This window comes from Sinorhizobium sp. CCBAU 05631 (assembly GCF_002288505.1).
GTDB lineage: Bacteria > Pseudomonadota > Alphaproteobacteria > Rhizobiales > Rhizobiaceae > Sinorhizobium > Sinorhizobium fredii_C.
This window is the reverse complement of the sequence record NZ_CP023064.1, coordinates 1,453,685-1,479,539: the sequence shown is the minus strand read 5'-3', so window position 1 is coordinate 1,479,539 and position 25,855 is coordinate 1,453,685. Positions and strand designations below refer to the sequence as shown.

At 64.9% G+C, this 25,855-nt stretch carries 20 protein-coding genes and 1 pseudogene; 7 read left to right on the top strand and 14 right to left on the bottom strand.

All coding sequences use genetic code 11. From position 1 onward, the window contains the following. The first annotated feature begins 228 nt into the window (after positions 1-228). The 4 genes from SS05631_RS26355 (at position 229) to SS05631_RS26340 (ending at position 6,310) form a co-directional block, all read left to right on the top strand. A complete protein-coding gene (locus SS05631_RS26355; protein ID WP_037381825.1) occupies positions 229-405 on the top strand; it encodes a DUF3311 domain-containing protein in 177 nt (58 codons plus the stop codon). Beyond that, positions 395-1,903 (top strand): sodium:solute symporter family protein, encoded by a 1,509-nt coding sequence (locus tag SS05631_RS26350; RefSeq protein ID WP_037421301.1) that lies wholly within the window; start codon positions 395-397, stop codon positions 1,901-1,903. Before SS05631_RS26355 ends, SS05631_RS26350 begins: the two co-directional genes overlap by 11 nt. A gap of 182 nt (positions 1,904-2,085) precedes the next feature. Beyond that, on the top strand, positions 2,086-5,616 hold the full coding sequence (locus SS05631_RS26345; protein ID WP_037421299.1) for a PAS domain-containing hybrid sensor histidine kinase/response regulator: 3,531 nt from the start codon (positions 2,086-2,088) through the stop codon (positions 5,614-5,616). A 43-nt stretch (positions 5,617-5,659) separates the two neighbouring features. Beyond that, on the top strand, positions 5,660-6,310 hold the full coding sequence (locus SS05631_RS26340; protein ID WP_095678102.1) for a response regulator transcription factor: 651 nt from the start codon (positions 5,660-5,662) through the stop codon (positions 6,308-6,310). A gap of 37 nt (positions 6,311-6,347) precedes the next feature. Here SS05631_RS26340 and SS05631_RS26335 read toward each other — a convergent pair whose 3' ends face one another. From SS05631_RS26335 to SS05631_RS32565, 12 genes and pseudogenes are all read right to left on the bottom strand, one after another. Then, entirely contained in the window at positions 6,348-8,237 is a 1,890-nt protein-coding gene (locus tag SS05631_RS26335; protein ID WP_037421293.1) for a sugar phosphate isomerase/epimerase and 4-hydroxyphenylpyruvate domain-containing protein, read from the bottom strand. Continuing rightward, on the bottom strand, positions 8,234-9,067 hold the full coding sequence (locus SS05631_RS26330; protein WP_037421290.1) for a shikimate dehydrogenase: 834 nt from the start codon (positions 9,065-9,067) through the stop codon (positions 8,234-8,236). Before SS05631_RS26330 ends, SS05631_RS26335 begins: the two co-directional genes overlap by 4 nt. Continuing rightward, positions 9,068-9,787 carry an ABC transporter ATP-binding protein gene (locus tag SS05631_RS26325; RefSeq protein ID WP_037421287.1) on the bottom strand — a complete coding sequence of 240 codons (720 nt, stop codon included), beginning with the start codon at positions 9,785-9,787 and terminating at the stop codon, positions 9,068-9,070. Positions 9,788-9,790: 3 nt separating this feature from the next. Then, positions 9,791-10,534 (bottom strand): ABC transporter ATP-binding protein, encoded by a 744-nt coding sequence (locus tag SS05631_RS26320; protein ID WP_095678101.1) that lies wholly within the window; start codon positions 10,532-10,534, stop codon positions 9,791-9,793. After that, complete coding sequence (locus tag SS05631_RS26315; protein WP_037421281.1) at positions 10,531-11,502, bottom strand: branched-chain amino acid ABC transporter permease; 972 nt, start codon at positions 11,500-11,502, stop codon at positions 10,531-10,533. Before SS05631_RS26315 ends, SS05631_RS26320 begins: the two co-directional genes overlap by 4 nt. After that, positions 11,499-12,377 carry a branched-chain amino acid ABC transporter permease gene (locus SS05631_RS26310; protein ID WP_037421278.1) on the bottom strand — a complete coding sequence of 293 codons (879 nt, stop codon included), beginning with the start codon at positions 12,375-12,377 and terminating at the stop codon, positions 11,499-11,501. Before SS05631_RS26310 ends, SS05631_RS26315 begins: the two co-directional genes overlap by 4 nt. 58 nt (positions 12,378-12,435) lie before the next feature. Further along, positions 12,436-13,575, bottom strand: coding sequence for an ABC transporter substrate-binding protein (locus tag SS05631_RS26305; protein WP_037421275.1), 1,140 nt, complete (start codon positions 13,573-13,575; stop codon positions 12,436-12,438). Between the two features lie 118 nt (positions 13,576-13,693). Next, entirely contained in the window at positions 13,694-14,587 is an 894-nt protein-coding gene (locus SS05631_RS26300) for a LysR family transcriptional regulator (RefSeq protein ID WP_037421272.1), read from the bottom strand. Between the two features lie 79 nt (positions 14,588-14,666). Then, positions 14,667-15,906: pseudogene (locus SS05631_RS26295) on the bottom strand (ABC transporter substrate-binding protein). Positions 15,907-15,928: 22 nt separating this feature from the next. Next, positions 15,929-18,031, bottom strand: coding sequence for an EAL domain-containing protein (locus SS05631_RS26290; protein ID WP_037421269.1), 2,103 nt, complete (start codon positions 18,029-18,031; stop codon positions 15,929-15,931). Between the two features lie 51 nt (positions 18,032-18,082). Next, positions 18,083-18,262, bottom strand: a complete 180-nt coding sequence (locus SS05631_RS26285; protein ID WP_037421267.1) for a hypothetical protein — start codon at positions 18,260-18,262, stop codon at positions 18,083-18,085. A 44-nt stretch (positions 18,263-18,306) separates the two neighbouring features. Then, positions 18,307-19,782 carry a methyl-accepting chemotaxis protein gene (locus SS05631_RS32565; protein WP_280106787.1) on the bottom strand — a complete coding sequence of 492 codons (1,476 nt, stop codon included), beginning with the start codon at positions 19,780-19,782 and terminating at the stop codon, positions 18,307-18,309. Between the two features lie 582 nt (positions 19,783-20,364). Here SS05631_RS32565 and crcB point away from each other — a divergent pair. Continuing rightward, positions 20,365-20,754 (top strand): fluoride efflux transporter CrcB, encoded by a 390-nt coding sequence (gene crcB, locus SS05631_RS26275; RefSeq protein ID WP_037421265.1) that lies wholly within the window; start codon positions 20,365-20,367, stop codon positions 20,752-20,754. 307 nt (positions 20,755-21,061) lie between these two features. Next, on the top strand, positions 21,062-22,999 hold the full coding sequence (locus tag SS05631_RS26270) for a methyl-accepting chemotaxis protein (protein WP_037421261.1): 1,938 nt from the start codon (positions 21,062-21,064) through the stop codon (positions 22,997-22,999). 255 nt (positions 23,000-23,254) lie between these two features. Here SS05631_RS26270 and SS05631_RS26265 read toward each other — a convergent pair whose 3' ends face one another. Both SS05631_RS26265 and SS05631_RS26260 read right to left on the bottom strand, forming a co-directional pair. Then, positions 23,255-24,007 (bottom strand): hydratase, encoded by a 753-nt coding sequence (locus SS05631_RS26265; RefSeq protein ID WP_037421258.1) that lies wholly within the window; start codon positions 24,005-24,007, stop codon positions 23,255-23,257. A 26-nt stretch (positions 24,008-24,033) separates the two neighbouring features. After that, positions 24,034-25,086: a substrate-binding domain-containing protein gene (locus SS05631_RS26260; RefSeq protein WP_037421255.1), complete on the bottom strand. Its 1,053-nt coding sequence runs from the start codon at positions 25,084-25,086 to the stop codon at positions 24,034-24,036. Between the two features lie 188 nt (positions 25,087-25,274). Here SS05631_RS26260 and SS05631_RS26255 point away from each other — a divergent pair, with 188 nt between their 5' ends. Beyond that, positions 25,275-25,826, top strand: a complete 552-nt coding sequence (locus SS05631_RS26255; protein ID WP_037421252.1) for a TRAP transporter small permease — start codon at positions 25,275-25,277, stop codon at positions 25,824-25,826. Positions 25,827-25,855 lie beyond the last annotated feature (29 nt).

Below are 25,855 nucleotides of genomic sequence, written 5' to 3'. Positions count from 1 at the left end.
GCGTTATTGAAAGAAATTGCCCTGGCTCCGCTCTGCGGTCAGGGAATGAGCGAAAGTAGGGGGACGCCGGAGCGAAAGTAGGGAGGCCGCGGCGCGGCTTTTGGGGCTATTCGATGAGCACACGTGCCGAGGATCACGTGCCATCGATCAGTCAAGAGCGGGAGGCGGGCGGAGAGCCGCGCATATTTTCCTCATCCCGTTCAAGTCCAGACATCGCGGGAGGAAAACGTGATACGCCTGTTGCTGCTGGCGCCCTATATTGGGCTGCTCTGGGTTCCCTTCTATAATTTCGAGGAGCCGAAGCTCTTCGGCTTCCCCTTCTTCTACTGGTACCAGCTCGCCTGGGTACCGCTGACCTCGCTCATCACATATTTCGTCTACAGGAGCGTGCGTCATGACGGCTAATATCGACATGTCGGCGCTCGCCGTCTTCATCTTCTTCTTCGTGCTCGTCACTGCGATGGGCTTTTTCGCATCGCGCTGGCGCCGGGCGGAATCGCTCGATCATCTGGACGAATGGGGCCTCGGCGGCCGCAAGTTCGGTACCTGGATCACCTGGTTTCTGGTCGGCGGCGATTTCTACACGGCCTATACGGTCATCGCCGTGCCGGCGCTGGTCTATGCGATCGGCGCCTACGGCTTCTTCGCGCTGCCTTACACGATCATCGTCTATCCGCTGGTCTTCGCCATCATGCCGCTCTTGTGGAAGGCGGCAAAGGAGCGCGGCTATGTGACCGCCGGGGACGTGGTGCGCGGCACCTACGGCTCGCGTGCTTTGGAGCTTGCGGTCGCCTCCACCGGCGTGATCGCGACGATGCCTTACATCGCCCTGCAACTCATCGGCATGGAAGTGGCGATCAAGGCACTGGGCTTGACCGGCGAAATGCCGATTATCCTCGCCTTCCTGGTGCTGGCCCTCTACACCTATTCGTCCGGCCTTCGCGCGCCGGCCCTGATCGCCTTCGTAAAGGACATCATGATCTATATCGTGGTGCTCGCGGCGATCATCGTCGTCCCCTCCAAGCTCGGCGGCTACAGCGCCGTCTTCTCGGCGGCCGACGCTGCCTTCGAGGCGAAGGGCAAGGGCGGCATCCTGCTCGATCCGGCGCAGCTCGTCCCCTATGTGACGCTCGCCCTCGGCTCGGCGCTCGCCGCCTTCATGTATCCGCATACGCTGACCGGCATTTTCGCCTCGTCCGGCGCCAACACGATCCGCAAGAATGCGGTGCTTTTGCCCGCCTATACGCTGCTGCTCGGTCTTCTGGCTTTGCTCGGCTACATGGGCCACGCCGCCGGCCTGCAGCTCGAAAGCAACAACGACGTCGTCCCGACGCTGTTCAAGACGCTGTTCCCGGGCTGGTTCGCGGGCTTCGCCTTCTCGGCGATCGCCATCGGCGCGCTCGTCCCGGCGGCGGTCATGAGCATCGGCGCTGCGAACCTCTTCACCCGCAACTTCTGGAAGGTCTGGATCAACCCTGAGGTCACCCCCGCCGGCGAGGCGCAGGTCGCCAAGATCACCTCGATGCTGGTCAAGGTGGGGGCGCTACTCGCCATCCTCATGCTGCCGACCCAGTTCGCGCTCGACCTGCAGCTGCTCGGCGGCCTGTGGATCCTGCAGACGCTGCCGGCCCTCGTCTTCGGTCTCTATACCCGCTGGTTCCGGGCACCGGCGCTGCTCGCCGGCTGGGCGACCGGCTTCATCGGCGGCTCGGCTCTCGTCTGGTCGGACGGACTGAAACCGCTGCACGCGCTCGCCTTCGACGGCATCACCGTCTCGGTCTATACCGGCCTGCTGGCGCTGGCGCTCAACGTCACCGTGGCGGTGGTCGTCAACCTCGTGGCGCCGGCCAAAGAGATCGCCGACGATGACCTGACTGTCGCCGAGGCGGAATCGCGCAGCTAAGTCCAGAGGGCCGGCCGCCTCAGGCCGGCCTTCCGCGCCGCGCGCGTTGCCATTCGCCGGCCGATATGGCAATGAACCGATGGCGGCCTCCTGGAAATGCCGCTGCTACGGCGCCGCGTCCGACAAGATTTGCAAGGTCGCTATAGCACTTTGAAATTGCTGCAGTTGGGCAGCGAGGTGCCATGCCCGGTTGGGTCGTCCTCTCCGTTTCCACAGCCTATGTCGTCATCCTGTTCCTGATCGCCTGGTGGACGGATCGGCAAGGTGCAGGCCGCCGTTTGCCGGTGCCCACCGCGTGGATGGCGGCGCTCGGCTACGCACTGACGCTTGCCGTCTACAATACTTCCTGGAGCTTCTACGGCTCGGTCGGCCGGGCCTTGAGCGGCTTCGACTACCTGGCGATCTATATCGGCCCGACCCTGGTGCTCGTCTTTGGGCAGCGGCTTATCGCCAGGATCGTCACGGTCGCCAAAAGCCAGAACATCACCTCGATCGCCGACTTCATCGCCGCGCGCTACGGCAAGAGCCAGATGCTTGCCGCGCTCGTCACCCTGGCGGCGCTGCTTGCCGTCCTGCCCTATATCGCGCTGCAGCTGAAGGCGGTCGGCACCAGCTTCGACATCCTGACCTCGCCGGCCGTCGCTGCGGACGGCGCCCGGCCGATCCGCGGCGACAGCACCTTTGCCGTCGCCGCCTCGATGGCGCTCTTTGCCATCATGTTCGGCGTCAGGCACATCCATGCGAGCGAGCATCACCGCGGCCTGATGGCGGCGATCGCCTTCGAGAGCCTCGTCAAGCTTTCCGCCTTCGTCGTCGTCGCGCTGTTCATCGTCTTCGGCATGTTCGACGGTCTCGGCGACCTCGCCGCCCGCACGCAGGCTGATCCGCGCATGGCGTCCCTGCTGGCGCCGGACTTTTCCGATCCGACCTGGATCTCGAACACCATCATCGCGGCGATCTCCTTCCTCTGCCTGCCGCACATGTTCCATGTCGCGGTGGTCGAGAATCAGTCGCTTTCGCAGGCACGCGCCGCCGCCTGGCTCTACCCCGCCTATCTCCTCGTCTTCAGCGTCCTGATGGTGCCGATCGCCATTGCCGGGATCGCGACCTTCGGCGATACGGTGAACCCCGACACCTTCGTTATCTCGCTGCCGCTCGCCGCCGATGCGCCGCTAATGGCGCTGGTCGCCTTTCTCGGCGGCTTCTCGGCGGCGACCGGCATGGTGATCGTCGCCTCGGTGGCGCTGAGCACGATGCTCTGCAACGACGTCGTCGTGCCGCTTCTCCTGCGCTCGCGCCTCGTTGGCCGCAGCGGCGCGATCTGGCCGTCGCCCGCGGCGCTGCTTCTGGTGCGGCGGATCTCGGTCGCAGGCATCCTGCTGCTCGCCTACATGATGAACCGTCTGGTCGACCAGGCCTATCCGCTGACCGTCATCGGGCTGCTCTCCTTCGTAGCGATCGCCCAGTTCGGCCCGGCCTTCCTCGGCGGCCTGCTGTGGCGGCGCGCCAAGGGGGCGGGGGCGGTGGCCGGCATCGTCGTCGGCTTCGCCCTCTGGATCTACACGCTGCTCGTCCCTTCGATTGCCCCGCTCCTCCCCGCCGTCGACGCCCTTGTCGCCAACGGACCGTTCGGGTTCGCCTGGCTGAAGCCGCAAGCGCTCTTCGGCGTCGCCGGTTTAGACCCGATCTCGCATGCGACGCTCTGGAGCCTCGGCGCCAATCTCGCCGTCTTTGCAGCCGTGTCGCTGCTGGCGGATCGCTCGCCGCTCGAGCGGCTCCAGGCGGAGGCCTTTGCCGAGGGAGTGCCGGCGCAGTCGCCGCCGCTTGCCTCCCTGCCGCTCGTCACGCGGCTCGACGACCTGAAGACGCTTGCGGCGCGTTTCGTCGGAGCCGAGCGCAGCGCATCCGCCTTCGACGACTTCGTCGAACAGCGCCGCTCGCGGCAGGACGGGCTCGCCGACATGGAGGCGATGCGTTTCACCGAGAACCTGATCGCCGGGGCGCTCGGTGCGGCCTCGGCTCGCGTGGTGATGGCCGCGGCGCTCGAAAGCCGCTCGCTGTCACGCAAGGCCGCCGTGGTGATGCTCGACGAGGCGTCGCAGGCGCTGCATTTCAACCGGAAGCTCCTGCAAGGCGCGCTCGAAAGCGTGCCGCAGGGGATCTGTGTTTTCGACGCGAACCTCGCCATCGAGGCGTGGAACGCCCGCTTCCTGACCCTGCTCGACCTACCGAGGGACCTGATCCGCGTCGGCCTGCCGCTCGCCGAACTCGTCGACTTCAACCGCGAGCGCGGCGAATACGACGCCGAGGACCTCAAGGCGCTGCTCGTCAACCGGGATCTCGCGACGCAATCCTGGCCCTATGTCTACGAGCGCCAGCGGCCGGACGGGATGGTGCTGGAGATTGCCTATGACCGGATGGCCGAGGGCGGCTATATCTCGACCTATACCGACGTGACCGAGCGGCACCGGGCCGCGGCCGGCCTGCGGCGCGCCAACGAGGAGCTGGAGCGGCGCGTCCAGGAGCGCACCCAGGCGCTCGAGCAGGCCAAGGCCGAGGCCGAGCGGGCCAATATGGGCAAGACGCGCTTTCTGGCCGCGGCAAGCCACGATCTGCTGCAGCCGCTGAACGCGGCGCGGCTCTATCTGGCGGCGCTCGACGAAAGCCTGAAACCCGACGAAGCGGGAAAGGGCCTGCTGACCGAGGAGCGGGCGCTTGCGAGGAACGCGGCGGCGGCACTTTCCTCGACGGAGCGTCTGCTCGACGAGCTGCTCGACATTTCGTCCTACGATTCCGGTGCGGTGCGGGCACAGCCGGTCGATTTTTCCATCGGCTCGCTCCTGGCACAGCTCGAGCTGGAATTCTCCGCCATGGCGCGCCAGCGCGGATTGACGCTGAAGGTCGTGGCCTCGAGGCTTTCGGTCCGGACCGACCCGCAGCTCCTGCGTCGCGTGCTGCAGAACCTGCTCTCGAACGCCATCCGCTACACGCCCAAGGGAAAGGTTCTGCTGGGATGCCGGCGGCGGAAGGATGGCCTGAGGATCGAGGTCCGCGACACCGGCATCGGCATCGCGCCGGAGCGGCAGAAGGAGATTTTCGAGGAGTTTCGCCGGCTCGATACGGGCGAGGAGCGGGAGAAGGGGAGCGGCCTCGGCCTGGCGATCGTCGAGCGCATCTGCCGGCTGCTCGACCTTCCGCTGGAGATGCGCTCGCGGCCCGGCCAGGGAACCTGCTTCGCCGTCACCGTGCCCCGCGCGGCGGCAGGTGCCGCGGTCGCGGCTGCGGAAAAGACTCCGGCGGCCTCGGCGGCGAGCCAGCGCGCGCTGTCTGTGCTCTGCGTCGACAATGACGGGGCGATACGGGATGGCCTCGCCGCCTTGCTATCGCGCTGGGGACATAGGCCGATTGTGGCCAGCGACGAGAGGACGGCGCTTGCCAATTGCAACGGGCAAGTGCCAGATCTGGCGCTCGTCGATTATCATCTCGACGGCACGACCGGCGTCGAGGTGCTCGGCCGGCTGCGCAAACACTGGGGCCGGGAGGTCAGGGGCCTGGTGATCACCGCGGACCGCGGCGAGGCGGTCGGCGCCGAGGCGAAGGCGCTCGGCTGCGAAGTCATGGCGAAGCCGGTGAAGCCGGCGGCCTTGAGACGATATCTGGATGCCGTCGCCCTCGAAAAGGGCGCCGGGCTGCAGCGCGGCGCGTCTCATTAGAAACGCAAAGGTCGCTGTAGAACTTTAAAGGGGGAGGAAGACCATGAGCACGCGCATCGTCATCGCGGATGACCATCCGATGGTCCAGGCAGCTCTGCGCAGCGCTCTCGTCGCGTTGCTGCCGGATCTCGATCTGATCGCCTGCCGCTCGGTCGACGAGGTCCTGGAGGTGCTGGCGGGCGATCGGCAGGAGGTGGACCTCGTGCTGCTCGACCTGAGCATGCCCGGCACGGACGGGTTTGCTGGCCTGTTCCTGCTGCATGCGCATTACCCGACCCTGCCGGTGGCGATCGTCTCGGCCCGGCAGGATGCGGCGACGATCCGCAAGGCGATCACCTTCGGCGCTTCCGGCTATATTCCGAAGTCGCTGGACCTGCCGGAGATGGCGAGTGCGATTCGCGCCATTCTCGAGGGCGAAATCTGGACGCCGCCGCGTTTCGACAGCGAAGCCTCCGATCCGGATGCGGCAATGAGCGCCCGCCTCGCTTCGCTGTCGTCGCAGCAATTGCGCATCCTGACGAAGGTCATCGAAGGCAAGCTCAACAAGCAGATCGCCGGCGAGATGGACATTGCCGAGCAGACCGTCAAAGTGCACGTTTCGGCGATCCTCAAGAAGCTCGGCGTCGTCAGCCGCACCCAGGCGGCGGTGCTGTGCGAACGGCTGCTGTCGGCGAGCCCCCGCGATGCGGGTTAGGCCGTTCTCAGCCGTGTTGGACTAAATCCTCCAACCTCTACAGTTTCGGCAATCCTTCCGGCCTGAGGTGCTTCTTCAGCGCGGCGATGCGGAAGATGGCGTTGGCGGCGCCATAGCCGCGATAGCCGCGCCGCTCGACGATCTCGAAGAAGAAGCCTTCCCCATAGGTGGGGCTGTAGAGCTGGAAGTATTCGCCGTGCTCGTCGCGGTCGTAGAGGATGTTCGCAGCCCGCAGCCGCTCCGTCAAAGCCGGCTCGAGGCCGAAGCGCGCCTCGACGTCGTCGTAGTAATTGGGCGAAATCTGCAGCGGGCGGAAGCCGTTGCGGCGGAGTGCGGCCGCGGTTGCGAAAATGTCGTCGGTGTGGAAGGCGAGATGCTGGATGCCGGAGCCGAAAGTCTCGGCGATGAAGTGGCCGGCGAGCGTCCGGCGGTTCTCCGCCCCGTTGAGCGTCAGGCGCAACGACCCGGTGGCATTTTCGACCACCTGGCTGCGCACCACCCCGGCCGGGTCGATGATATCGACCATCGGCGTCTTCCCGGCCGCAAAGATCGACGTATAGAACAGCAGCCAGGTCGGCATTTCCTCGTAGGCGACCGTCTGGGCGATATGGTCGACGCAGCGGAGCCCGGCCTCTTCCACCTCGCCACCCTCGTCGGACGGCTCGAAGTCGATGTCCCAGATGCGGCCGAGATCGCTCTTGTCGTCGAGCAGATAGAGGAGCCCGCCGCCGACGCCGCGGATCGCGGGCAGCTCGACTTCCCCGGCGGCGACCGGCTGGCTGAAGGGCTCGGCATCGAGCGCCAGCGCCCGCTTCATGGCTTGTGTCGCGTCGTCGACGACAAGTGCGACGGCATAGGCGGAGCTGCCGTGAACGGCATAGGAGGAGCTCGCAAATCCGCTCTCGTCGGTATTGACCAGAACACGGATGTCGCCCTGTTGGTAGAGGTCGACTTTTTTCGAGCGGTGGCCGGCTGCCTTGCGGAAGCCCAGCGTCCTCAGGATGGCGGTCAGCTCGGCGGCGTCCTCGGGGGCGGCCGTGAACTCGACGAAGCCGACCCGCTGGACCGGCGCACGCTCCGGCATCGGCGCCACGGTGAGAGAGCCGCCGTTCGGATGCCGCCGCACCTGGTCACCGAGATAGATCAGTGAGCGATGTCCGTCGGCGGCGAGCGGCTTGGCCGCGCCGCCGCGGAACTGGTCGTTGAAGATTTCCAGCGAGAAGTAGCCGTCATAGCCGGTTTCGGCGATCGCCCGGGTGAACTCGGCCACCGGCAGGTCGCCTTCGCCGGGCATGTTGCGGAAGTGCCGGCTCCAATAGAGCAGGTCCATGTCGATCAGCGGTGCGTCGGCCAGCTGGACGATGAAGATCTTCTCCTTCGGGATCGAGCGGATCGAGTTGACCTCGATCCTGCGCGACAGCGTGTGGAAGCTGTCGAGGATGAGGCCGATATTAGGATGATCGGCGCGCCGGACGATCTCCCAGGCATCGCGATGGTCATTGATGTGCCGGCCCCAGGCGAGGGCCTCGAAGCCCACCTTCAATCCGCGCCTGGCGGCGCGCTCGCCGAGCTCGCGAAAATCGGCCGCCGCCCGATCGATGCCGCCGAGCGAGATCGGCGAGGCGTTGGAGCAGACCAGCAGGAGGTCGGTACCGAGCTGCTGCATGACGTCGAACTTGCGCTCGGCCCGGTCGAAGGTGCGGCTGCGGTGCGGCTCCGGCATGCCCTCGAAGTCGCGGAACGGCTGGAAAAGCGTGATTTCGAGACCATGGTCGCGCACCATCCGCCCGACATCCGCAGGGCTGCCGTCGAAGGCGAGGAAGTCGTTCTCGAAGATTTCCACGCCGTCGAAGCCGGCGGCGGCGATCGCCGCGAGCTTGTCCGGCAACGCGCCGCTGATCGAAACCGTTGCGATCGAAGTCTTCATCGCCGCTCACCTTCGTCGCGATCGCCCTTGTCGAGGCCCCAGAAGGCGATCTGCGTCGGCAGCTGCGCGAGCGTCATCTCGGCGCCGGCCTGGATGGCGATGCCGCGGCGCCGGGCTTCCTCGAGCCAGGGTGTCACCGGCGGCTTCGTCACCGCGTCGGCGATGATTTCCGCCCTTGTCAGCCGCTCCAGCGGAAAGGGATAGGGGTCGGCAGGATTCATGCCGGCCGGCGAGGCATTGACGGCGATGTCGACATCGATGCCGTCCGGCAGAACGTCATGGGCGTGAAGCTCAGGATAGTCGCGGCGCAACTGGCCGGTCAGGCGGTCCGCCTTCGCCCGGTCACGTTCGATGACGACGATGGTCGCCGCACCCGCCTCGGCAAGCGCATAGATGATCGCCGTTCCGGCGCCGCCGGCACCGACGACCAAGGCGGTCTTGCCCGTGACGGTCACGCCGTTCTTGGCGAGCGCCGCCACCATGGCGTCGCCGTCGACCATGTCACCGAGGAGCGTGCCGTCCGGCCTTCGGCGGATGATGTTGACGGCACCGGCCCGGCGAGCGCGATCCGTCAGGTCGTCGACCCCGGCACATGCCGCCTGCTTGTGCGGCATCGTCACCGAAACGCCGGGGCAATTGGGTGTTCCTCGAATGGCATCGAGGAACGCCGCCACCTTCTCGGGGAAGATATCCACCGGGATGAGGACGGCCCCGACATCATTGTCGGAGAACCACGCGTTCACCGGTCCCGGCGATTTCACCTGCTCGACCGGATGACCGATGAGCGGAATGAAGACGGTCTTTCCGGTGATCTCCGGGACGGGCTGCATTCATGCCTCCTCGAGATGGGCACCGAGGAAGAGCTGGCCGACGCGCGGATCGGCAAGCAGCTTGTCGGCCCTGTCGTACATCCGGCTGCGGCCCTGTTCGAGCACCAGGCCGAAATCGGACATGGCGAGCGCCGCCTTGGCGTTCTGCTCGACCATCAGAATGGTGACGCCCTGGTCGCGCAGCCGGATCAGCGTGCGGAAGGTCTCGTTGATCATCTGCGGCGAAAGGCCGATAGACGGTTCGTCGATGAGGATCAGCGACGGATCGAGCAGCAAGGCGCGCGCGATCTCGAGCTGCTTCTGCTGACCGCCCGAAAGGGTGATCGCCTGTTCCTTCGCCTTCTCCTTGAGGATCGGGAACTGCTCCATCACCTCGTCGATGCGCTTGGCGATCTTCGCCTGATCGCCGGAGGAGATGCCGCCGATCTCGAGATTGTGGCGCACCGAGAGCATCGGGAAGAGGTTGCGGCCCTGCGGCACATAGGTGACGCCCTTGCCGAGCATCTTCGCCGGCGCCAGCGAGGTCACGTCCTCGCCGTTGAGGATCACGTTTCCCGAACGGATTTTCAGGAGCCCGAAGATCGCCTTGAAGACCGTCGACTTGCCTGCCCCGTTCGGGCCGATCACCGTGGTGATCGTGCCCTTGTCGATCTTGAAGGACGTGCCGTTCAGGATCGTCATTTTGCCGTAGCCGCCATAGACCTGCTTGAGTTCCAGCATGGCTCAACCTCCGAGATAGGCTTCGATGACGGTGGGATCGTTGCGCACCGTCTCCGGGTCGCCTTCGGCAATGATCCTGCCGTTCGCCAGAACGATGATGCGCGTGCAGAGCGACATCACGAATTCCATGTTGTGCTCGATGACCACGAAGGTGGCGCCGCGTTCCTGGTTGAAGGCCTTCAGCCGCTCCTTGAGGTCGGCGAGCATGGTGAGGTTGACGCCGCCGGCCGGCTCGTCGAGCATCACCAGCTTCGGTCCCGCCATGAAGGCCATCGCGGCGTCGAGCAGCTTCTGCTGGCCGTAGGAAAGCGATCCCGCCTTCTCGTGGGTCTGGTGCCCGAGCCGGAAGAAGTCGATCATCCGCAGGGCCTCTTCGGTGAGGCCCGCATCCGGCTTGCCGAAGAGACGCGACAGCATCGTGCCTTTGTGCTCCTGACCGGCCAAAATGATGTTGTCGAGCACGGTCATCTCGGGGAAGACCTGCAGCATCTGGAAGGTGCGGCCGACGCCGAGCTTGTTGAGATCGCAGGGGCGCTTGCCCGCGACCTCCTTGCCGTCGACCAGCACGGTGCCAGTCGAGGCCGGCAGCTGCCCGAGGACGCAGTTGAAGAGCGTCGACTTGCCGCTGCCGTTCGGGCCGATCAGGCCCAGGATCTCACCCTGGTGGACATCGAAGGAGACATTGTCCACCGCCCTGAGTCCGCCGAAGGATTTGCTGACATTGCGTACGGAAAGGACCGGCGTCATCGTCCTGCCTCCCAGGTCGTGGCATTGGGGTTCTGCCTGAGCTTCAGCGCCGTGCGGCTACGCTCGACGAGGCCGAGCAGGCCGGTCGGGCAGAAGACCATCAGCACGATGACCAGCGTGGCATAGATCATCAGGTAATATCCCTCGGTGAAGCGCAGGAATTCCGGCGCCAGAACGATCAGCAGCGCGCCCAGTATCGGGCCGAAGAAGAAGCCGGCGCCGCCGACGATGACCATCAGCAGGACCTTGAGCGAGATGGTCAGGCCGAAGGAATGCGGATCGATGAACTGGGTGAGCTGGGCCAGCAGGCTGCCGGCAAGCCCGCCATAGGAAGAGCCAATGGCGAAGGCGAGCAGCGTCGTCTTACGGATGTCGACGCCGAGGCTGTTGGCGCGGATCGGGTTTTCCCGGAGCGCCTTGAAGGCGCGGCCCCAGGGCGAACGGATGATGGCGTAGAGGGCGACAGCCATCAGCACGAACAGCGCCAGCACGAAGAAATAGAAGGCGAGCGGCTTCTGCGTCTGCAAGCCGAAGAGTTCCGGCCGCGGGATGCCCACAATGCCATACGTGCCGCCGGTCAGCCATTCCTCGTTGCGCAGCATCAGCACCACCAGCGCGTTGAAGGCGAGCGTGATGAAGGCCAGGAAGTGATGCTGGACGCGGAGCGCCGGGTAGCCGAGCAGAAATCCGATGACGAAGCAGAGCACCATCGCGGCGATCATTGCCGCCGGCCACGGCACGCCCGCCATGGTCATGAGCGCCGTCGTGTAGGCGCCGATGCCCATGAAGGAGGCCTGGGCGAGCGACACCTGGCCGGCATAGCCGAGCGTCAGGTTGAGCCCCATGGCGGAGATCGAATAGACCAGCCATGAGCACAGCACGAACACGCCGTAATTCGACTGCGTGAAGGGGAGCAGGATCAGGATCGCGAGACCCGCGACCAGTGTAGCGAGAGTGTGCTTGCTCATACGGTGCGTCCTTCCGCCTTTCCGAGCAGGCCCTGCGGCCGCACGAGAATGATGATGATGAGCAGGATCAGCGGCACCGCGGAGCGATACGACGCGGAAACGTAGGCTGCCGAGAGATTGTCGATAACGCCGAGCAGGAGACCGCCGGCCAGCGCGCCGCGGATCTGGTTGAAGCCGCCGACGATCGCCGCGATGAAGGCGATCAGGCCGAGCGTCTCGCCGTTCGAGAACTTCGCCAGGTAGATCGGCGAGATCAGGATGGAGGCGAGAAAAGCGAGGCCGGCATTGATCAGGAACGTGTAGAGGATCATACGGCGCACCGGCACGCCGAGGATTTCGGCCACGTTCGGATTCTGCGCGGTCGCCTGCATGCAGCGGCCGATCTTCGTGCCGTTCAGGAAGAGCTGCAGCAGCGCTACGGCGCCGAGCGCGATCAGCAGAACGGCTATGTCCTGCACCGAGATGGCGGCGCCCAGCACGTTGAGGGTGCGGTCGGAGAACAGGGCCGGGAACGGCAGCGCCTCGGCCGTGTAGAACTGCTTGACGCCTTCCTTCATCAGGATGCCGAGGGCGATCGTGGCGATGACGATCGGTAGGACGCCGTGCGGCAGCAGCGGATCGATGATGATGCGCTTGAAACCGAGGCCGAGCAGCAGCAGCGAGAGCACCACCGCGATCGCCATCGCCACCGGAAAGCTCAGACCGAGGAACTGTGTTCCGGTCAGAACGAAGAAGGCGGGCAGCATGATGAACTCGCCCTGGGCGAAATTGATCGTCTGCGACGCCTGCCAGAGCAGGGTGAAGCCGATCGCCGCGAGCGCATAGATCGACCCCGTTGCCAGTCCGGAGACGAACAACTGGAAAAACGTATTCATGGAAGATGTCCCCAAGAAAGGGGGCTTCAGGCCCGGCGGGCCGGAAGCCTCACCGTTTTTAGAGTTTCGGCAGCGTGGTCACGACGGTCTGCTTGCCGTCCTTGACCTCGACGAGGAAGCTTTCGCGGTTGACCTCGCCCTTGTCGTCCCAGCTGGTCTCCATCAGGATGCCGGGTTCGTCGGCAGGCGTGATGGTCAGGCCATGCAGCGCATCCGCGAAGGCCTGGCGGTCGACCTTGCCGTTCTTGGTGGTGACGTATTTCACCACATAGGCGCCCATATAGGCTTTGATGGCGTTGTGGTCGGGCTTGTAGCTGTACTTCGCCTCGAACTTCTTGGCGAATTCCTCGATGCCGGGGATCGGCGCATTGGCGCTGAGGCCGACATGCCCGCGCACGCCGTTGACCGCTTCGCCGGCAAGGTCGACGACCTTCTGGTTCATCAGCGTCGTTTCGCCGAAGATCGGCTGGGTGACGCCCTGCTTGCGGATTTCCTTGAGCAGCCGCGCGCTTTCCTCTTCATGCAGATAGGCGAAGATCGCGTCCGCATTGCTCGACTTCAGCTTGATGACGTCGGCTGCGAAATCGGCCTGGCCCACTTCGCTCGACACGTCGGCGTTGACGGCGATGCCGTTCTTCTCCAGCTCGGCCACGAAGGAATCGCGTCCACCCTTGCCGAAGTCGTCATTGACCCAGGCGACGGCGACCGACTTCACCTTCATTTCCTCGGTGAGGTACTTGACCAGTTTCGGCATCGACTGTTGTGCGCCGAAAGAGGTGCGGAAGATGTAGGGATTGCCCATGTCGGTGATGAACGGCGCTTCGGCGCCGGTCAGCTGCGGCACGCCGTTCTGCTGGGCGACCATCATGTTGACCTTGACCGAGCCGGAATAGATCGGCCCCATGATGACATAGGCGCCGTCGTCGATCGCCTTCTGCACCATGGCGCGCGAGGTCGTCGGGTCGGTCTGCGTGTCGTAATCCGTCACCTCGACCTGTTCGCCGAGAATGCCGCCGGCAGCATTGATCTCCTCGAAGGCGAGCTTCAGCGCGTCGCGCCAGTTGCTTCCCACTGTGGCGCCGGCGCCCGAAAGCTCGATCACGTTGGCGATCTTTATCGTGTCCGCCCAGGATATGTTCGGCAGGCCGGCCGATAGCGCCACGGCAATTGCGATCGACGCAAGTGCTCTCTTCGTCATGTTCTCCTCCTATGTCGTTCTTCCATGGGCGGCGATCCTCCTCCGCCCAGCTGCGTGATACTGTCCCATCTCTTACGTAACGGCAAATACCAAGATATGCAGAGTCAATAACTTGATGTTATCTTTTGGCGCGGTTCATTTCGGTTCTCAGCGTGTCGATGAAGCGCTCCGAAAAGATCGACAGCGGAACGTCGCGCCGATAGGCGACGAAGGTCGGGAAGGTCGTGTCCGCTTCGATTTCCAGGCATTTGATTCCCGGCACCCGGCCGGCGGCGACGGTGAACTCGTCGATGATGGCAATGCCGAGCTCGGCGGCGACGAGGGCGCAGACGGTCGTGCCGAAACGCGCCTTGATTTTCATATCATAGGCGAGGTTCTGACGACGGAAAATCTCGGTCATCACCCGCCCGTAGGGATCGTTCGGATCGATGCCGATCAAGGTATGGCGGACGATTTCGTCCGGCGCGATGGCGTCCTTGCCGGCGAGCTCGCTGTCCTGCGGAACGATGCAGAGCAGCCGGCCGGTGGCGAGCGGTTCGAAATGGATGATCGAGTGTTCGAGATAGGAGCTGATCGCCACCACCTCGCCGCGGCCGACGAGCAGATAGTCGATCGCCTCCTCGATCTTCAGAATGTTGATGTCGACATAGAGTGACGGATATTGCTGGCGCAGCTTGGCGATCGCCCGCGGCACCATCACATTGGCGATGCTCGGAACCGAGCCGACGCTGAGCTCGAGCCCGTCGCCCTTTTCCAGCCGCTGCACGGCGAACTGCAGATCCTCGACCTGGCGATAGACGGTATCGAGCAAGCCGAAAATGTGCCTGGCCTCCGGTGTCGGCACATAGCGCCCATGGCTGCGGTTGAAGAGGCGGACCCGAAGGCTGTCTTCCGTATACTTCATCAGCCGGCTGACGCCGGGCGCCGCGACGCCGAGGAGCTTCGCGGCGCCGGCGATCGTGCCGGTGACCATGATCGCGCGGATCACCTCGATCTGTCGCAAAGTCAGCATGACGCCTCCCAACGCCTCCAACGGAGCCTATTGGTAATTTTCAGGCGCCGTGGACACAAGCGATTAAGTTTGGTGCGCCTCACTGCCGCTTGACGATGTCGTAGAGGCGGCGCTGGGCAGTTTTGGTCGACATGCTTTCGTCGTTGAAGAATTCCGCCAGCACGCCGATCCAGCCCTCCGACATCTGCGTCGGCATGGCCATCGACTGGGCGCTGACGCCGCTGTTCTGGACGATCTTCTCGAGGCCGAGCCGGCCGCAGCGTCGAGCCCGCTGGGATCGACGTCGGTGCGCACCGGCAGGGAGCCCTTGAGACGGCTGAAGGCCACTTGGTTGTCGCGATCCAGCACCATGCGTGCGAAGGCTGCGCGTCGGCGGCGTCTTCGCGGTTGGTCAGCGGAAAGGCGAAAGCGTCGATGACCATGAAATAGGCGATCTCCGTGCCGGGCATCAGGCTGCAGCCGAAATCCTTGTCGACAGAGTAGCCACGGGCCACCAGCTCGCCCTTCGCCCAGTCGCCCATGAACTGCATGCCCGCCTTGCCGCCACCGACTGCGGCGGTGGCGTCGGCCCAGGTCTTGCGCCGGCGCGCTGCGGCCGGTTCCGCATAGCGGGAGAGGCGCCGCAGCATGTCGAGCGACTCGGTCATGCGCGGATCGCTAACCAGCGCCGGGTCGCCGCGGATGATCCGGGCATAGCCCTCGGCGCCGAGCTTGGAATACATGATGCCGTTGAAGACGAGGGAGACTTCCCAGGGACCGTCGCCCAGCGCGACGGGCAGGTGGCCCGCCGCCTTGATCTTCTCGGCGGCGAAGATTTCGTCCCATGTCTCGGGAGCCTTCAGGCCGAGTTGGCGGAAGATGGGCTCGCTGGTCCAGAGCCAGTTTTCCGCGTGGACGTTGGTCGGCGCAAAGAACACCTTGTCCTTGTAGGTGATGCGCTCGAACACGGTTGCCGGCAGGACGCGGCGCCAGTCCTCCGCCCTGGCGACCTCGTCGATGTCAAGCACGATACCCATTTCCGGCAGCTCGCGTGAACCCTCGTTCGCATTCCATTGCATGACGGCGGGCGCATAGCCGTTGGCGATGCGATCGCTGACGATCCTCTGGACGGCCACCTTGTTTTCCGCCGGCAGGTCGATCCATTGGTGACCGGCATCGGCCCATGCCTTGCGCTACACGTCCAGTGCCGCCGCCTCGCTCTGCGAAATCCAGAAATGCACGACATCGACCGCGCCGCGCTGATCGGCGGCTGCAGGTGGCTGGGAGCTTGCCAGCAGCAGCGCCGCGGCCAGGCAGGCCCTTTTGATTTTTCGTCTCATCATCTCCTCCAACTTACGATAGTCACCGCCGGGCGATCCGCCGCAGCGCTGCCGAAGCCTTCGACGCCGGGCGCCGGTCGGCGGCGGCCCGTTGCGGCAGCCGCGCGCCGGCGAGGGCGGCTGGCTCGGGCCGGGCGAAATGGTATCCCTGGCCGATGTCGCAGCCGGCCTCGATCAGGAAGCGTCGTTGCGCTTCCGTCTCGATCCCCTCGGCGACGCAGCGCTTGCCGAGGTTCCGGGCAAGTTGGATCATGGCGCGGATGATCTGCTCGCTGCGGGCGTCCTTGCCTATGCCGTCGACGAAGCTTCGGTCGATCTTCAACTCGTCGAAGGGGAAATCGCGTAAGTGCACGAGCGAGGCGAAACCGGTGCCGAAGTCGTCGAGCGAGATCGACAGGCCGTGCTGACGGAAGCGCGCCACCGTTGCAAGAATCTGGTCGGCCGAGCGATTGAGGAAGACGTCCTCGGTGATCTCCACCGCGAAATCCTGCCATTCCAGGCCGTTCTCACGAACCGCGGCGGCGAAGAACGCGTAACCTTCCTCGCCGACGAGCAGGACCTCGGGCAGGTTGATCGACACGGGACCGGGAGCGAGCCCGGCCGCCCTCCAGGCCTTGAGGTCGCGGCCGACGGCGGCGACAACTGCGCGGGTCATGCCGCGGATGAGCTGCGTTCCTTCCATCAGGGGCAGGAAACGGCCGGGCGGCAAAAGCCCCAGCTCCGGATGCTGCCAGCGCACCAGCGCCTCGAAGCCCAGATGGGCACCGGTCATGAGGTCGACCTTCGGCTGGTAGTGCACGACGAATTCATTGCGGTCTGCGGCAAGCACAAGGGCGAGAGAGAGCTGGTTCTGCTCTAGCCGCCGGGCCAGCGCCGCTTCGTCGAATATGACCGTGGTGTTGCGCCCGGCCTTCGCCGTATAGAGAGCGAGGTCGACGATGCGCATCAATCCGGCCTCGTCCGAGGCGTGATCGGGCACGATGGCGCCGCCGATGCTGGCCGAGACCTGCAGGTTGCGTCCTTCGAAGGCAAAGTCTGCGGCGATCGCCTCGATCGCCCGTTCGGCGACCGCTTCGAGTGCGGCAGCCTCGCCGATCCCTGGCAGCAGCACGGCGAATTCGTCGCCGCCGAGCCGGGCGATCACATCGCTTGCGCGCAAGGTCTTCTGCAGGGTGCGGGCGACGTGACGCAGCACCGCATCGCCCGCGGGATGGCCGAGGCCGTCATTGATGGCTTTAAACCGGTCGAGATCGAGAAGCAGCATGGAGAAGCCGGCCCCTGTCCTTTCCAGCTCGCCAAAGAGATTGCTGAGAGCGGTATTGAAGGACGAGCGGTTGTTGAGACGGGTGAGAGCGTCGGTGTGGGCCAGAAGCGTCAGCCGCTGCTCGAAAGCCATTGTCAGGCGATGCTCATTGCGCAGCTTCTTGAGGAGCGGGCTGAACAGAAGGACGCTTGCCAGAATGACGGTGGCCGCGATCAGCGCCAGCAGCCCCGTGCCGATCAGCTTGGCGTTGTCGATGCTGACGCCGCTGCGGTCATGGGCGTGGCGGATCAGGTCGGAAAACTGGCGCATCAGCATGCTGTCGGAGGCTACGGCGAAGTCGATCGGGCCCCAGAAGGAGTAGCGCTGCCGCCGGTCCTCGTTGCTGGTATCGGCAATGCGCACCGCCCGCTCGAGAAAGTCCTCGAGCCGGCCATTGAGATCGCGACGCAATTGCACCGCAATCTCGTCGCGCGGATTGAAGCGCTCAAGGAGATTGCCGCCGATGCTTTGGTCCAGCGCGTGCAATTCTCCGCTCATTGCCCGGATATCGCCTATCGCCCGATGGATGTCGTCGCGCATCGGACTGATGATGTATTCCGGCAGGTTGGGGTCGGCCGAAGCCCGCATCAGCGCCCGCGTCTGGTTGGCGAGCTGCTGGAAGCGGATGAACTGGTTGCTGGTCAGGAAGCTGATCTTCTGCTGCAGCGAATGACGGTCAAGGGCGACAAGCATGGTCAGATAGGTGGCGGCGATCAGCAGCGTCATCACAATGACGGCATTCACGTAGTGCCGGCCGATCGACCGAATGTATGTCTCCACCGATTGCCGAGGCCTGCTCAGCGGTTTCGATCGTCCAGTCATCTCGTCAGCCCGCTCCGCTCGCACCTTGTTCCTCCTCCGCCTTTACCGCGATCAGGTTCCGGTATTTGGCAGTTGTTCGCCGGCAGGCCGTAAGCCTTCGCGCGACAATTCCGCCAGGACGCGGTCAAGCTGGGCGGCGACCGCGAACAGGCGTTCCCTGGCGCTTTCCATATCGACCATGCGGAGGCGGTCCTCGGGCTTGTTGCGGGGGAAAACAGCGATATTCGACACTGGCTATGGCTCCGTATGTATGAATGGGCGCGAAGGCTTCGGCCCTATCCCTGGCCCTCGCCCCGGGAACCGGGGAGAGATGTGATCGGGCGCCGCAAATCTCCTGCTTCCGGCAGAAATCGAGGCGGCGCGGGACGGCGTCGTCCCAAGTCTTCGAGGCTCAGAACTCCTCCCACTCGTCGACGTCCGCCGCCGTTGCCGTCTTGCCGCCGAACGCGCGGGCGATGCGGCCGCCGAGCGCACGGGCGGGTGAAGCGACCGGCTTCGCCGCCTCGCCGGCGGCGCGCGGGCCGGAGGCCCCTTCGAGCTTGAAGCGGGCGACCAGGTCGCGGAGCTTCGCCGCTTCCAAAGCGAGGCTCGAAGCCGCAGCGGTCGACTGCTCGAACCATCGCGGCATTCTGCTGGGTGCTCTGGTCCATCGAATTGACCGCGGTGTTGATCTCGGCAAGCCCGGTGGACTGCTCCTTGGCGGAGACGGCGATCGCGTTCATGTGGCTGTTGATCTGGCCGATGAAGCCGCCGATCACGTTCAGCGCCTCGCCGGTATCGCGCACCAGTCTGACGCCGCTTTCGACCTCGGTCGTCGAGTTCTGGATCAGTCCCTTGATCTCCTTGGCGGCTTGCGCCGTGCGCTGGGCGAGCTCGCGCACCTCCTGGGGAACGACCGCGAAGCCCTTGCCGGCGTCACCGGCGCGCGCCGCCTCGACGCCGGCGTTGAGCGCCAGGGTGTCGGCGGCCTCCTCTTCGAGACGCGCATTGGCAAGTGCATTCTGACGGAACACTTCGACGGCCTCGGCCATCGCGCCGATCTCGTCGGCGCGGCCGGCAAAGGGGATCGGCGACTTTGCGTCGCCGGAGGCGAGATTGCGCATCGCGCCGGTGATGCGGGTGATCGGATTGGCGATGCCGAAGACGGCAAGGGCGATGACGCCGGCGCCAGCAGCGACCGCGGCAGCGCAGAGGATGGAGATAAGCTTCAGCGTATTTTCGAGCAGCTTCTGAATTTCCGCACCGGAACGGGCGGCGCCCTCTTTGTTGAGGCCGACGATCACGTCGATCGACTTGGCAACATCGCTGAAGCGCGGCGCCATTTCCTTGGAAATGATCTGCTTGGCCTCATCGTCCTTGGCTGCGGCCGAGGCAACGATCATCCCGCGGCTCGCGTGGATCAGCTGGCTGGCCGTATTCTTGATCTTCGCGAGTTCGGTCTGTTCGTCTGCCCCGGTCACGAGCGCCGCGTAGTCTATCGACCTGAAAAAGCGAGTCTTTTCCGCCTCAATCGCGGTTTCGGCCGCATGTTCTTCATCCTCCGTGGTCGCCAAGACATGGCGATTAAAGGCTACCTTCAGGTCGGAGAGAGCGGTATCGATCTCCTTGGATCGCTCGACGCTCGGCAGCCAGTTGTCGACGATCTCGTCGCTCTTGGCGTCAATGTCGGAGAGGGAACTGATCGATACCCAGGAGATGGCGGCGGTTGTCAGCACCATGCCGGCAATCGAGCCGATCAGGGACAATTTCACGCTTGGTCGTTTCACTATCACTATCTCTGAACTGTATTCGAGAGACCGAGGTCTCCGTTGGTCGAGATTTGGCCGGGATCGCCCCCCTTGCTCCCGGTTCGCCGGCCGGACGATGGGGAGGATCGTCCGGTGACGTTGGCGGCGGGGAACGAGCACGCGACTTTCCTTCCGCGCTCCGTGCCGAGCGCGGCCAGCCTCTCCTCGAAAATCATGCGTCTTGGAAATCCCGCGGGCTCATCCCGCTGGAGCGAACGGATACACCGGTCGCCCCTATGAATCGCCACCCAGGAACCTGTCGGACACCGCCCGGCGGTTGTGGAGGCGATTACTATCGCAATCACCACCCAAGCGTTCCTGAGTAAACAAACGCTTAAATAGGGTGCGGCTCGGGCAGTTGGCAGCGGAAAGTGGACAGGCCGATGCAGAAAGTGGATAGGTCCAGTGCTCCGATCTGAAACGGATGGGCTGCGCTTAGAGGCGGCCTCCGATGCCACAGCGGACATCGCCGCTTCGGCGATTGCCGGCGGCGGCTCTCCGTCCTATTGTCCCGAACTTCGGCCGCGAGAGGAAAAAAGGACGGTAATGGCCTATCTGTTGGTATTCCTTGGTGCCGGATTGGGCGGCGCCATGCGCCATGGCGTCAATCAGTTTGCCGCGCAGCTCTTGGGGGCTGCCTTTCCCTTTGGTACCCTGGCAGTCAACATCGCCGGTTCTTTCGCGATGGGGCTCATCGCCGAGTATTTCGCATTGCGCGTCCATCTGCCTCAGGATGTGCGGCTGTTCCTGGCGACCGGCGTGCTCGGCGGATTCACCACCTTTTCAAGCTTCTCGCTCGACACGATCGGCCTTTATGAGCGCGGCGAGTGGGCCGCCGCGGCAATCTACGCCGCTTCTTCCGTGATCTTTTCACTTCTCGGCTTGCTCGCCGGGATGATGCTCGTCCGCCTGCTCGCGGCCGGCCAGGCGGCCTGATTATCAAATTTTAGAAATTACTTTTATAGCAAAGCTAATTATTCACCATTTCGCAACCAACAGGTGCCATTTCTTGAGGCAAAGCGAAGCGATGTACGCTCGTCTCAACCGCCATGAGGGCGGGTGGCCTTCGCGGCGCAAGCCGCCGCTGGGACTGGTTTTCACTGCATTGGGACGGTTTTGACGCGGGCTGCGGCATGCGCCCGCTCGCGCCTCCTTGATACGTTGATTCTGAAGGACGCAAGCGACGGTCCGGCCAGAGAGCGGTCGAGGCGCGGCAATGCGTCAAAGGGACAAGGAAACATCGATGAGCTATTTCAAGAGCTTCGGGATTGGCGCGCGCCTCGCCATCGGCTTCGGCTTCCTGCTTCTCATGATGGTCGGCTTGACCATCTATTCGGCCGTTCAGGTCGAAGAGATCAATGGCAATCTCGCTACCATCAACGACGTGAACAGTGCCAAGCAACGCTTTGCGATCAACTATCGCGGTAGCGTTCATGATCGGGCAATCGCCATCCGCGACGTCACTCTGGTGACCTCCCAAGAGGAGCGCAGGAAAGCGGTGGCGCTGATCGAAAAGCTCGCCGCCACCTATGCCGAGAACGAGAAGCGGATGGCCGAGATGATCGCTGCCGGCGCGAGCGATCAGGAAAAAACCATTCTGGCCGAAATCGCCGACATTCAAGCGAAGACCAATCCGCTCGTCGCCGACATCATCGCCTTCCAGGAGAAGGGAAATGGCGACGGCGCGCGCAGGATCCTGCTGGAGCAGGCCCGCCCCCTGTTCGACGCCTGGCTCGGCGCCATCAACAAGTTCATCGACTATCAGGAGGCGCTGAACAAATCGATCGGCAGCCACGTGCGCGATGCCGTGAGCGGGTTCGAATCACTGGCATTCACGGCGCTGGGTATCGCTGCCCTGCTTTCGATCATCGCTGCGGCGCTGTCGGCGTGCTCGATAATCGGACCGCTGTCCAGGCTGAAGCTGTCGTTGAAGGCGATGGCCGAGGGCGACCTGACGGGGGATCGTCACCTCGAAGCACGCCGCGACGAGATCGGCATGCTGGCGCGTGCCGTTGCGGCGCTCAGGGATGCGATCTCCGCAAAGGCGGAACGCGAGGCGAATGCGGAGACGACGCGCACGAAGACGGAGCACCAGCGGCTTGAAGAGGATGCAAAGCAGCGCAATGCCTTGGCGGAGCAGACCGGCCACGCCGTCCATCAGCTCGCCGCCGCACTGCAGAATCTCGCCTCGGGCGACCTCACCCAGCGGATCGACACGCCGTTCATTCCGTCGCTCGACAAGCTGAGGCTGGACTTCAACGGCGCGGTCGAAAAGCTGCGCCAGGCGATGCAGGCGGTTGCCGAGAATGCAAGCGCGATCGCAGCCGGCGCCCAGGAGATACGCTCGGCCTCCGACGATCTCGCCAAGCGGACAGAACAGCAGGCGGCTTCCGTCGAGGAGACAGCGGCGGCGCTCGACGAGATCACCACGACGGTCGCCGACTCCAGCAATCGTGCCCAGGAGGCGGGCCAGCTCGTTCGCAAGACGAAGGACAACGCGGAGCGCTCCGGACGCGTCGTGCGCGACGCGGTCGGCGCCATGGGCAAGATCGAAGCCTCGGCGGTCGAGATCGGCAATATCATCGGCGTCATCGACGAGATCGCCTTCCAGACCAACCTTCTCGCGCTTAACGCCGGCGTCGAGGCGGCGCGGGCCGGCGAGGCCGGCAAGGGCTTTGCCGTCGTCGCCCAGGAAGTGCGCGAATTGGCGCAGCGTTCCGCCAAGGCCGCCAAGGAGATCAAGGAACTGATCAACACCTCGAATGACCACGTCAAGAACGGCGTCGCCCTCGTCGGCGAAACCGGCAAGGCGCTCGAGGAAATCGTCGAGCAGGTCCAGCAGGTCGACGGCAATGTCGGGGCGATCGTCGAGGCCTCCAGGGAACAGGCAACAGGCTTGAAGGAGATCAGCACGGCGGTCAACACCATGGACCAGGGGACGCAGAAGAACGCGGCGATGGTCGAGGAAGCGACAGCCGCCGCCCATGGTCTTGCCAAGGAGGCGGACGCGCTGTTCCAGCTCTTGCGCCAGTTCGACATCGGCTCCGGCGCCGCATCAAAGCGCCCAGCGCCGGCTGCAAGCGGAGGCACGGCTGCTTCACCGGCGCGCCAGATGGTCGCCAAGGTGGCGCAGTCCTTCCGCGGAAACGCCGCCGTGGCGGAGGAATGGCAGGAGTTCTGAGAGGGGGGAGCGGCGCCGAACTGCCCCAAGTGGTACACCCCTCTGCCCTGCCGGGCATCTCCCCCACAAGGAGGGAAATTGGACAAAGGCGAGGCCCTGCCCGACACTAAGCTCGTGAACGCTGAAGTCACCGAATTGGTCTGAGCGAGGCGTTGCCACTCGCCGATCTCTCCCCTTGTGGGCCCCTTGTGGGGAGAGATGCCCGGCAGGGCAGAGGGGGGTGCTATTTCGGCGTTCGCGAGCCAGCCCTTTTCGCTATGCGACCCTAACCGGCAGGCTCCATCTGCCGTCGAGCCTCACGTCGATGCGGCCGGGTGCCGCGACATCGAGGGCGCCGCAGAGACTGCCGGTGGTGACGATCTCCCCGGCGGAAAGCGTGTCTTCCGCCCTTTCTGTCTCATTGGCCCAGCCGACCAGCCAGGCGAGCACATCGCTTGCCGGGTGGTGGGCCTCGCCTGCGAACAGCGGGGCTCCGTCGAGGCTCACTTCCAGCGGCCGCCCCTCCGCGCCGTCGAGAAATTCGCGCGGCAGCTCGGGCCCGAACGCATAGCCCGCATTGCCGAGCCGGTCGGCGAGGAAGAGCAGGAATGGCGCCTTGCCGCCCTCCTCGATGCGGCTGTCGAGCACCTCGACGCCGAGATGGATGGAGCCGATGGCGGCGATCACCGCGTCCCGGCTATAGCCGGCTTCCCGGGGCGGTAAGCCCGCGGCAAGGCGGAAGCCGATCTCCGCTTCGACACGCAGGCCGTTGCGCCAGCGAAAGGTAGCCGGCTCGGCGTCGGCGTGGGCCGCGATCGGCGAGAGACGGCCGGCGACGTTCATGCCTTCGGGCGAGCGGGCCACCTTGTATCCCGCGACGCCGTCCTCGGGCGCGACGAACGCGACCTGCACGGCGATAGCCTCGGCAATGGTCGCCGGCACCGGTAACTCTGCGGCCGCGATGCGGTCCTTTGCGGTCGCAAAGCGGTGGGCGAGATCGGCGGCATCGAAAAGTGTAGCGTGGGTCATGCGGGCATCCGTTTTGGGGGGAATGGTCAGGCCGCGGAACGGGCAGGGACGCCGGTCGATGCCCGGAGAATCAGGCGGCTTTCGAGCGGCGGCGGCGGCGGCGGCTGCCGGCCGGCAAGGCAGGCGAGCAGATAGTCCGCAGCCCGCCGGCCGATTTCGGCATTGTCGACGCGCATCGTCGTGAGCGGCGGATCGGTCTGTTCTGCCATCGCCACGTCGTCGAACCCCGTGATGGAGAGCTCTTCCGGCACGCTCATGCCGAGCGCGCGCGCCTCTATGAGCGCGCCGATCGCCAGCGCGTCGTTGCCGCAGACGACCGCCGTCGGCCGTGGACCCGCCGCTTCCATGATCGAGCGCAGGCTCTCGCGGCCGAAGGCGATGCTCGCCGGCCCCTCGCGCACATGCTGCGGCCTGAGCGCCACGCCTTCCTCCGCGAGTGCCGCGCGCAGGCCTTCGACGCGCGCCACGACCCGGTCGTTGTCGATCGACGGCTGATGGATCAGCGCGAAATCGCGATGGCCGAGCTCGAGCAGGTGTCGGGCGATCCGCCGGAAGGCGGCGGCGTTGTCGAAGCCGACGCTCGGGTGAGGGGAGCCGGGCCGATGTGAATAGGTGACCACATAGGGGACGCCGCGCGCCGCGATCGTTTCGAACAGGCCGGGGCGGTGGGACTCGCCGACGACGGCCAGCGCCTCCACGCCGCGCGCCAGCATGGTGCGGACCTGGTTGGCGGCCTGGTCGGCGTCGTAGTTCGAACAGCCGATCAGCACCGTAACGCCGTCTGCGGACAGGCGCGTCTGCAGGGCGCCGACCTGCGAAGCAAAGACGTCGTTGTCGAGGGTCGGAATGAGCACCCCGGCGAGCCAGGTGCGGCGGCTGGCGAGCGCCGCGCCGGCCGGATGCGGCATCCAGCCAAGCTCGGCCGCGGCCTTCAGCACCTTTTCGCGGATGTCCGGCGCGACCTTTTCCGGCGCATTGAAGGCGCGGGACACCGTGGCGGTTGAAACGCCCGCCAGCGCCGCAACGTCGAGAGCCCGGGCGCCCGTGTGTCCGTTCCGCTCTCTTCCTCCACGTCCCATGGGAATCGATCTCTCCTCAATCGATTAGCTATGTATACGGTTACATGCCCTTTTCCAACCCATTTACTTTCCATTTGACAGGCCGTCTGAAAGTGCTATGTAAGCGCTTACATTCTGATCGGCTGTCCGGAGGCGGTGATGTGCGGAGGCGCATGGCCGGGAGAGCCTTCATCGGAGGAGGAGCCATCTTGTTCGCGATCCGCAAATTCCTGCTGAACCCCGTGGAGTTCCTGCTGGCCCTTTGTCTGGCGGCGATGCTGGTTCTCGTCTTCGGCAATGTCGTGCTGCGCTATGCCTTCAACACCGGTATTTCCGTGTCGGAAGAGCTGTCGCGCCTGCTGTTTGTCTGGGTGGTCTTCCTCGGCGCCGCGGTGACGCTGTTCGAGCAGGCGCATCTCGGCGTCGATACGCTCATCCGCCGGCTCTCCCGCAAGGGCCGGCTCCTCTGCTTCGTCCTCTCCAACCTGCTGATGCTCTATACGACCTGGCTGGTCTTCTCCGGCACCTGGCAGCAGTTCGGCATCAACCTCGGCATGACGACGCCCGTCATGGGCATCTCGCAAGCCTGGTTCTTCGTGCCGGTGCTGATCTTCACGGGTTTCGCGGCCGCCTGGTTCTGCCTCTCGCTGCTGCGTTCGCTCACCGGCCGGATCAGCGACGAGGAACTGATCGGTGTCAAGGAATCGGAAGAGGATTTCGACATCGCGCAATTGCCGCCCGGCAGCGTGCCGCCGCGCTGAGGGTTCGCCCGTAGCCGTTTCAACACGCG

Coding starts and splice junctions, on each gene's coding strand:
- SS05631_RS26310 (WP_037421278.1), bottom strand. CDS start 12,377: ATGAATACGTTTTTCCAGTTGTTCGTCTCCGGACTGGCAACGGGGTCG.
- SS05631_RS26335 (WP_037421293.1), bottom strand. CDS start 8,237: ATGAAGACTTCGATCGCAACGGTTTCGATCAGCGGCGCGTTGCCGGAC.
- SS05631_RS26330 (WP_037421290.1), bottom strand. CDS start 9,067: ATGCAGCCCGTCCCGGAGATCACCGGAAAGACCGTCTTCATTCCGCTC.
- SS05631_RS26260 (WP_037421255.1), bottom strand. CDS start 25,086: ATGGGACGTGGAGGAAGAGAGCGGAACGGACACACGGGCGCCCGGGCT.
- SS05631_RS26300 (WP_037421272.1), bottom strand. CDS start 14,587: ATGCTGACTTTGCGACAGATCGAGGTGATCCGCGCGATCATGGTCACC.
- SS05631_RS26325 (WP_037421287.1), bottom strand. CDS start 9,787: ATGCTGGAACTCAAGCAGGTCTATGGCGGCTACGGCAAAATGACGATC.
- SS05631_RS26340 (WP_095678102.1), top strand. CDS start 5,660: ATGAGCACGCGCATCGTCATCGCGGATGACCATCCGATGGTCCAGGCA.
- SS05631_RS26350 (WP_037421301.1), top strand. CDS start 395: ATGACGGCTAATATCGACATGTCGGCGCTCGCCGTCTTCATCTTCTTC.
- SS05631_RS26265 (WP_037421258.1), bottom strand. CDS start 24,007: ATGACCCACGCTACACTTTTCGATGCCGCCGATCTCGCCCACCGCTTT.
- SS05631_RS26315 (WP_037421281.1), bottom strand. CDS start 11,502: ATGAGCAAGCACACTCTCGCTACACTGGTCGCGGGTCTCGCGATCCTG.
- SS05631_RS26345 (WP_037421299.1), top strand. CDS start 2,086: ATGCCCGGTTGGGTCGTCCTCTCCGTTTCCACAGCCTATGTCGTCATC.
- SS05631_RS26305 (WP_037421275.1), bottom strand. CDS start 13,575: ATGACGAAGAGAGCACTTGCGTCGATCGCAATTGCCGTGGCGCTATCG.
- SS05631_RS26290 (WP_037421269.1), bottom strand. CDS start 18,031: ATGACTGGACGATCGAAACCGCTGAGCAGGCCTCGGCAATCGGTGGAG.
- SS05631_RS26270 (WP_037421261.1), top strand. CDS start 21,062: ATGAGCTATTTCAAGAGCTTCGGGATTGGCGCGCGCCTCGCCATCGGC.
- crcB (WP_037421265.1), top strand. CDS start 20,365: ATGGCCTATCTGTTGGTATTCCTTGGTGCCGGATTGGGCGGCGCCATG.
- SS05631_RS26320 (WP_095678101.1), bottom strand. CDS start 10,534: ATGACGCCGGTCCTTTCCGTACGCAATGTCAGCAAATCCTTCGGCGGA.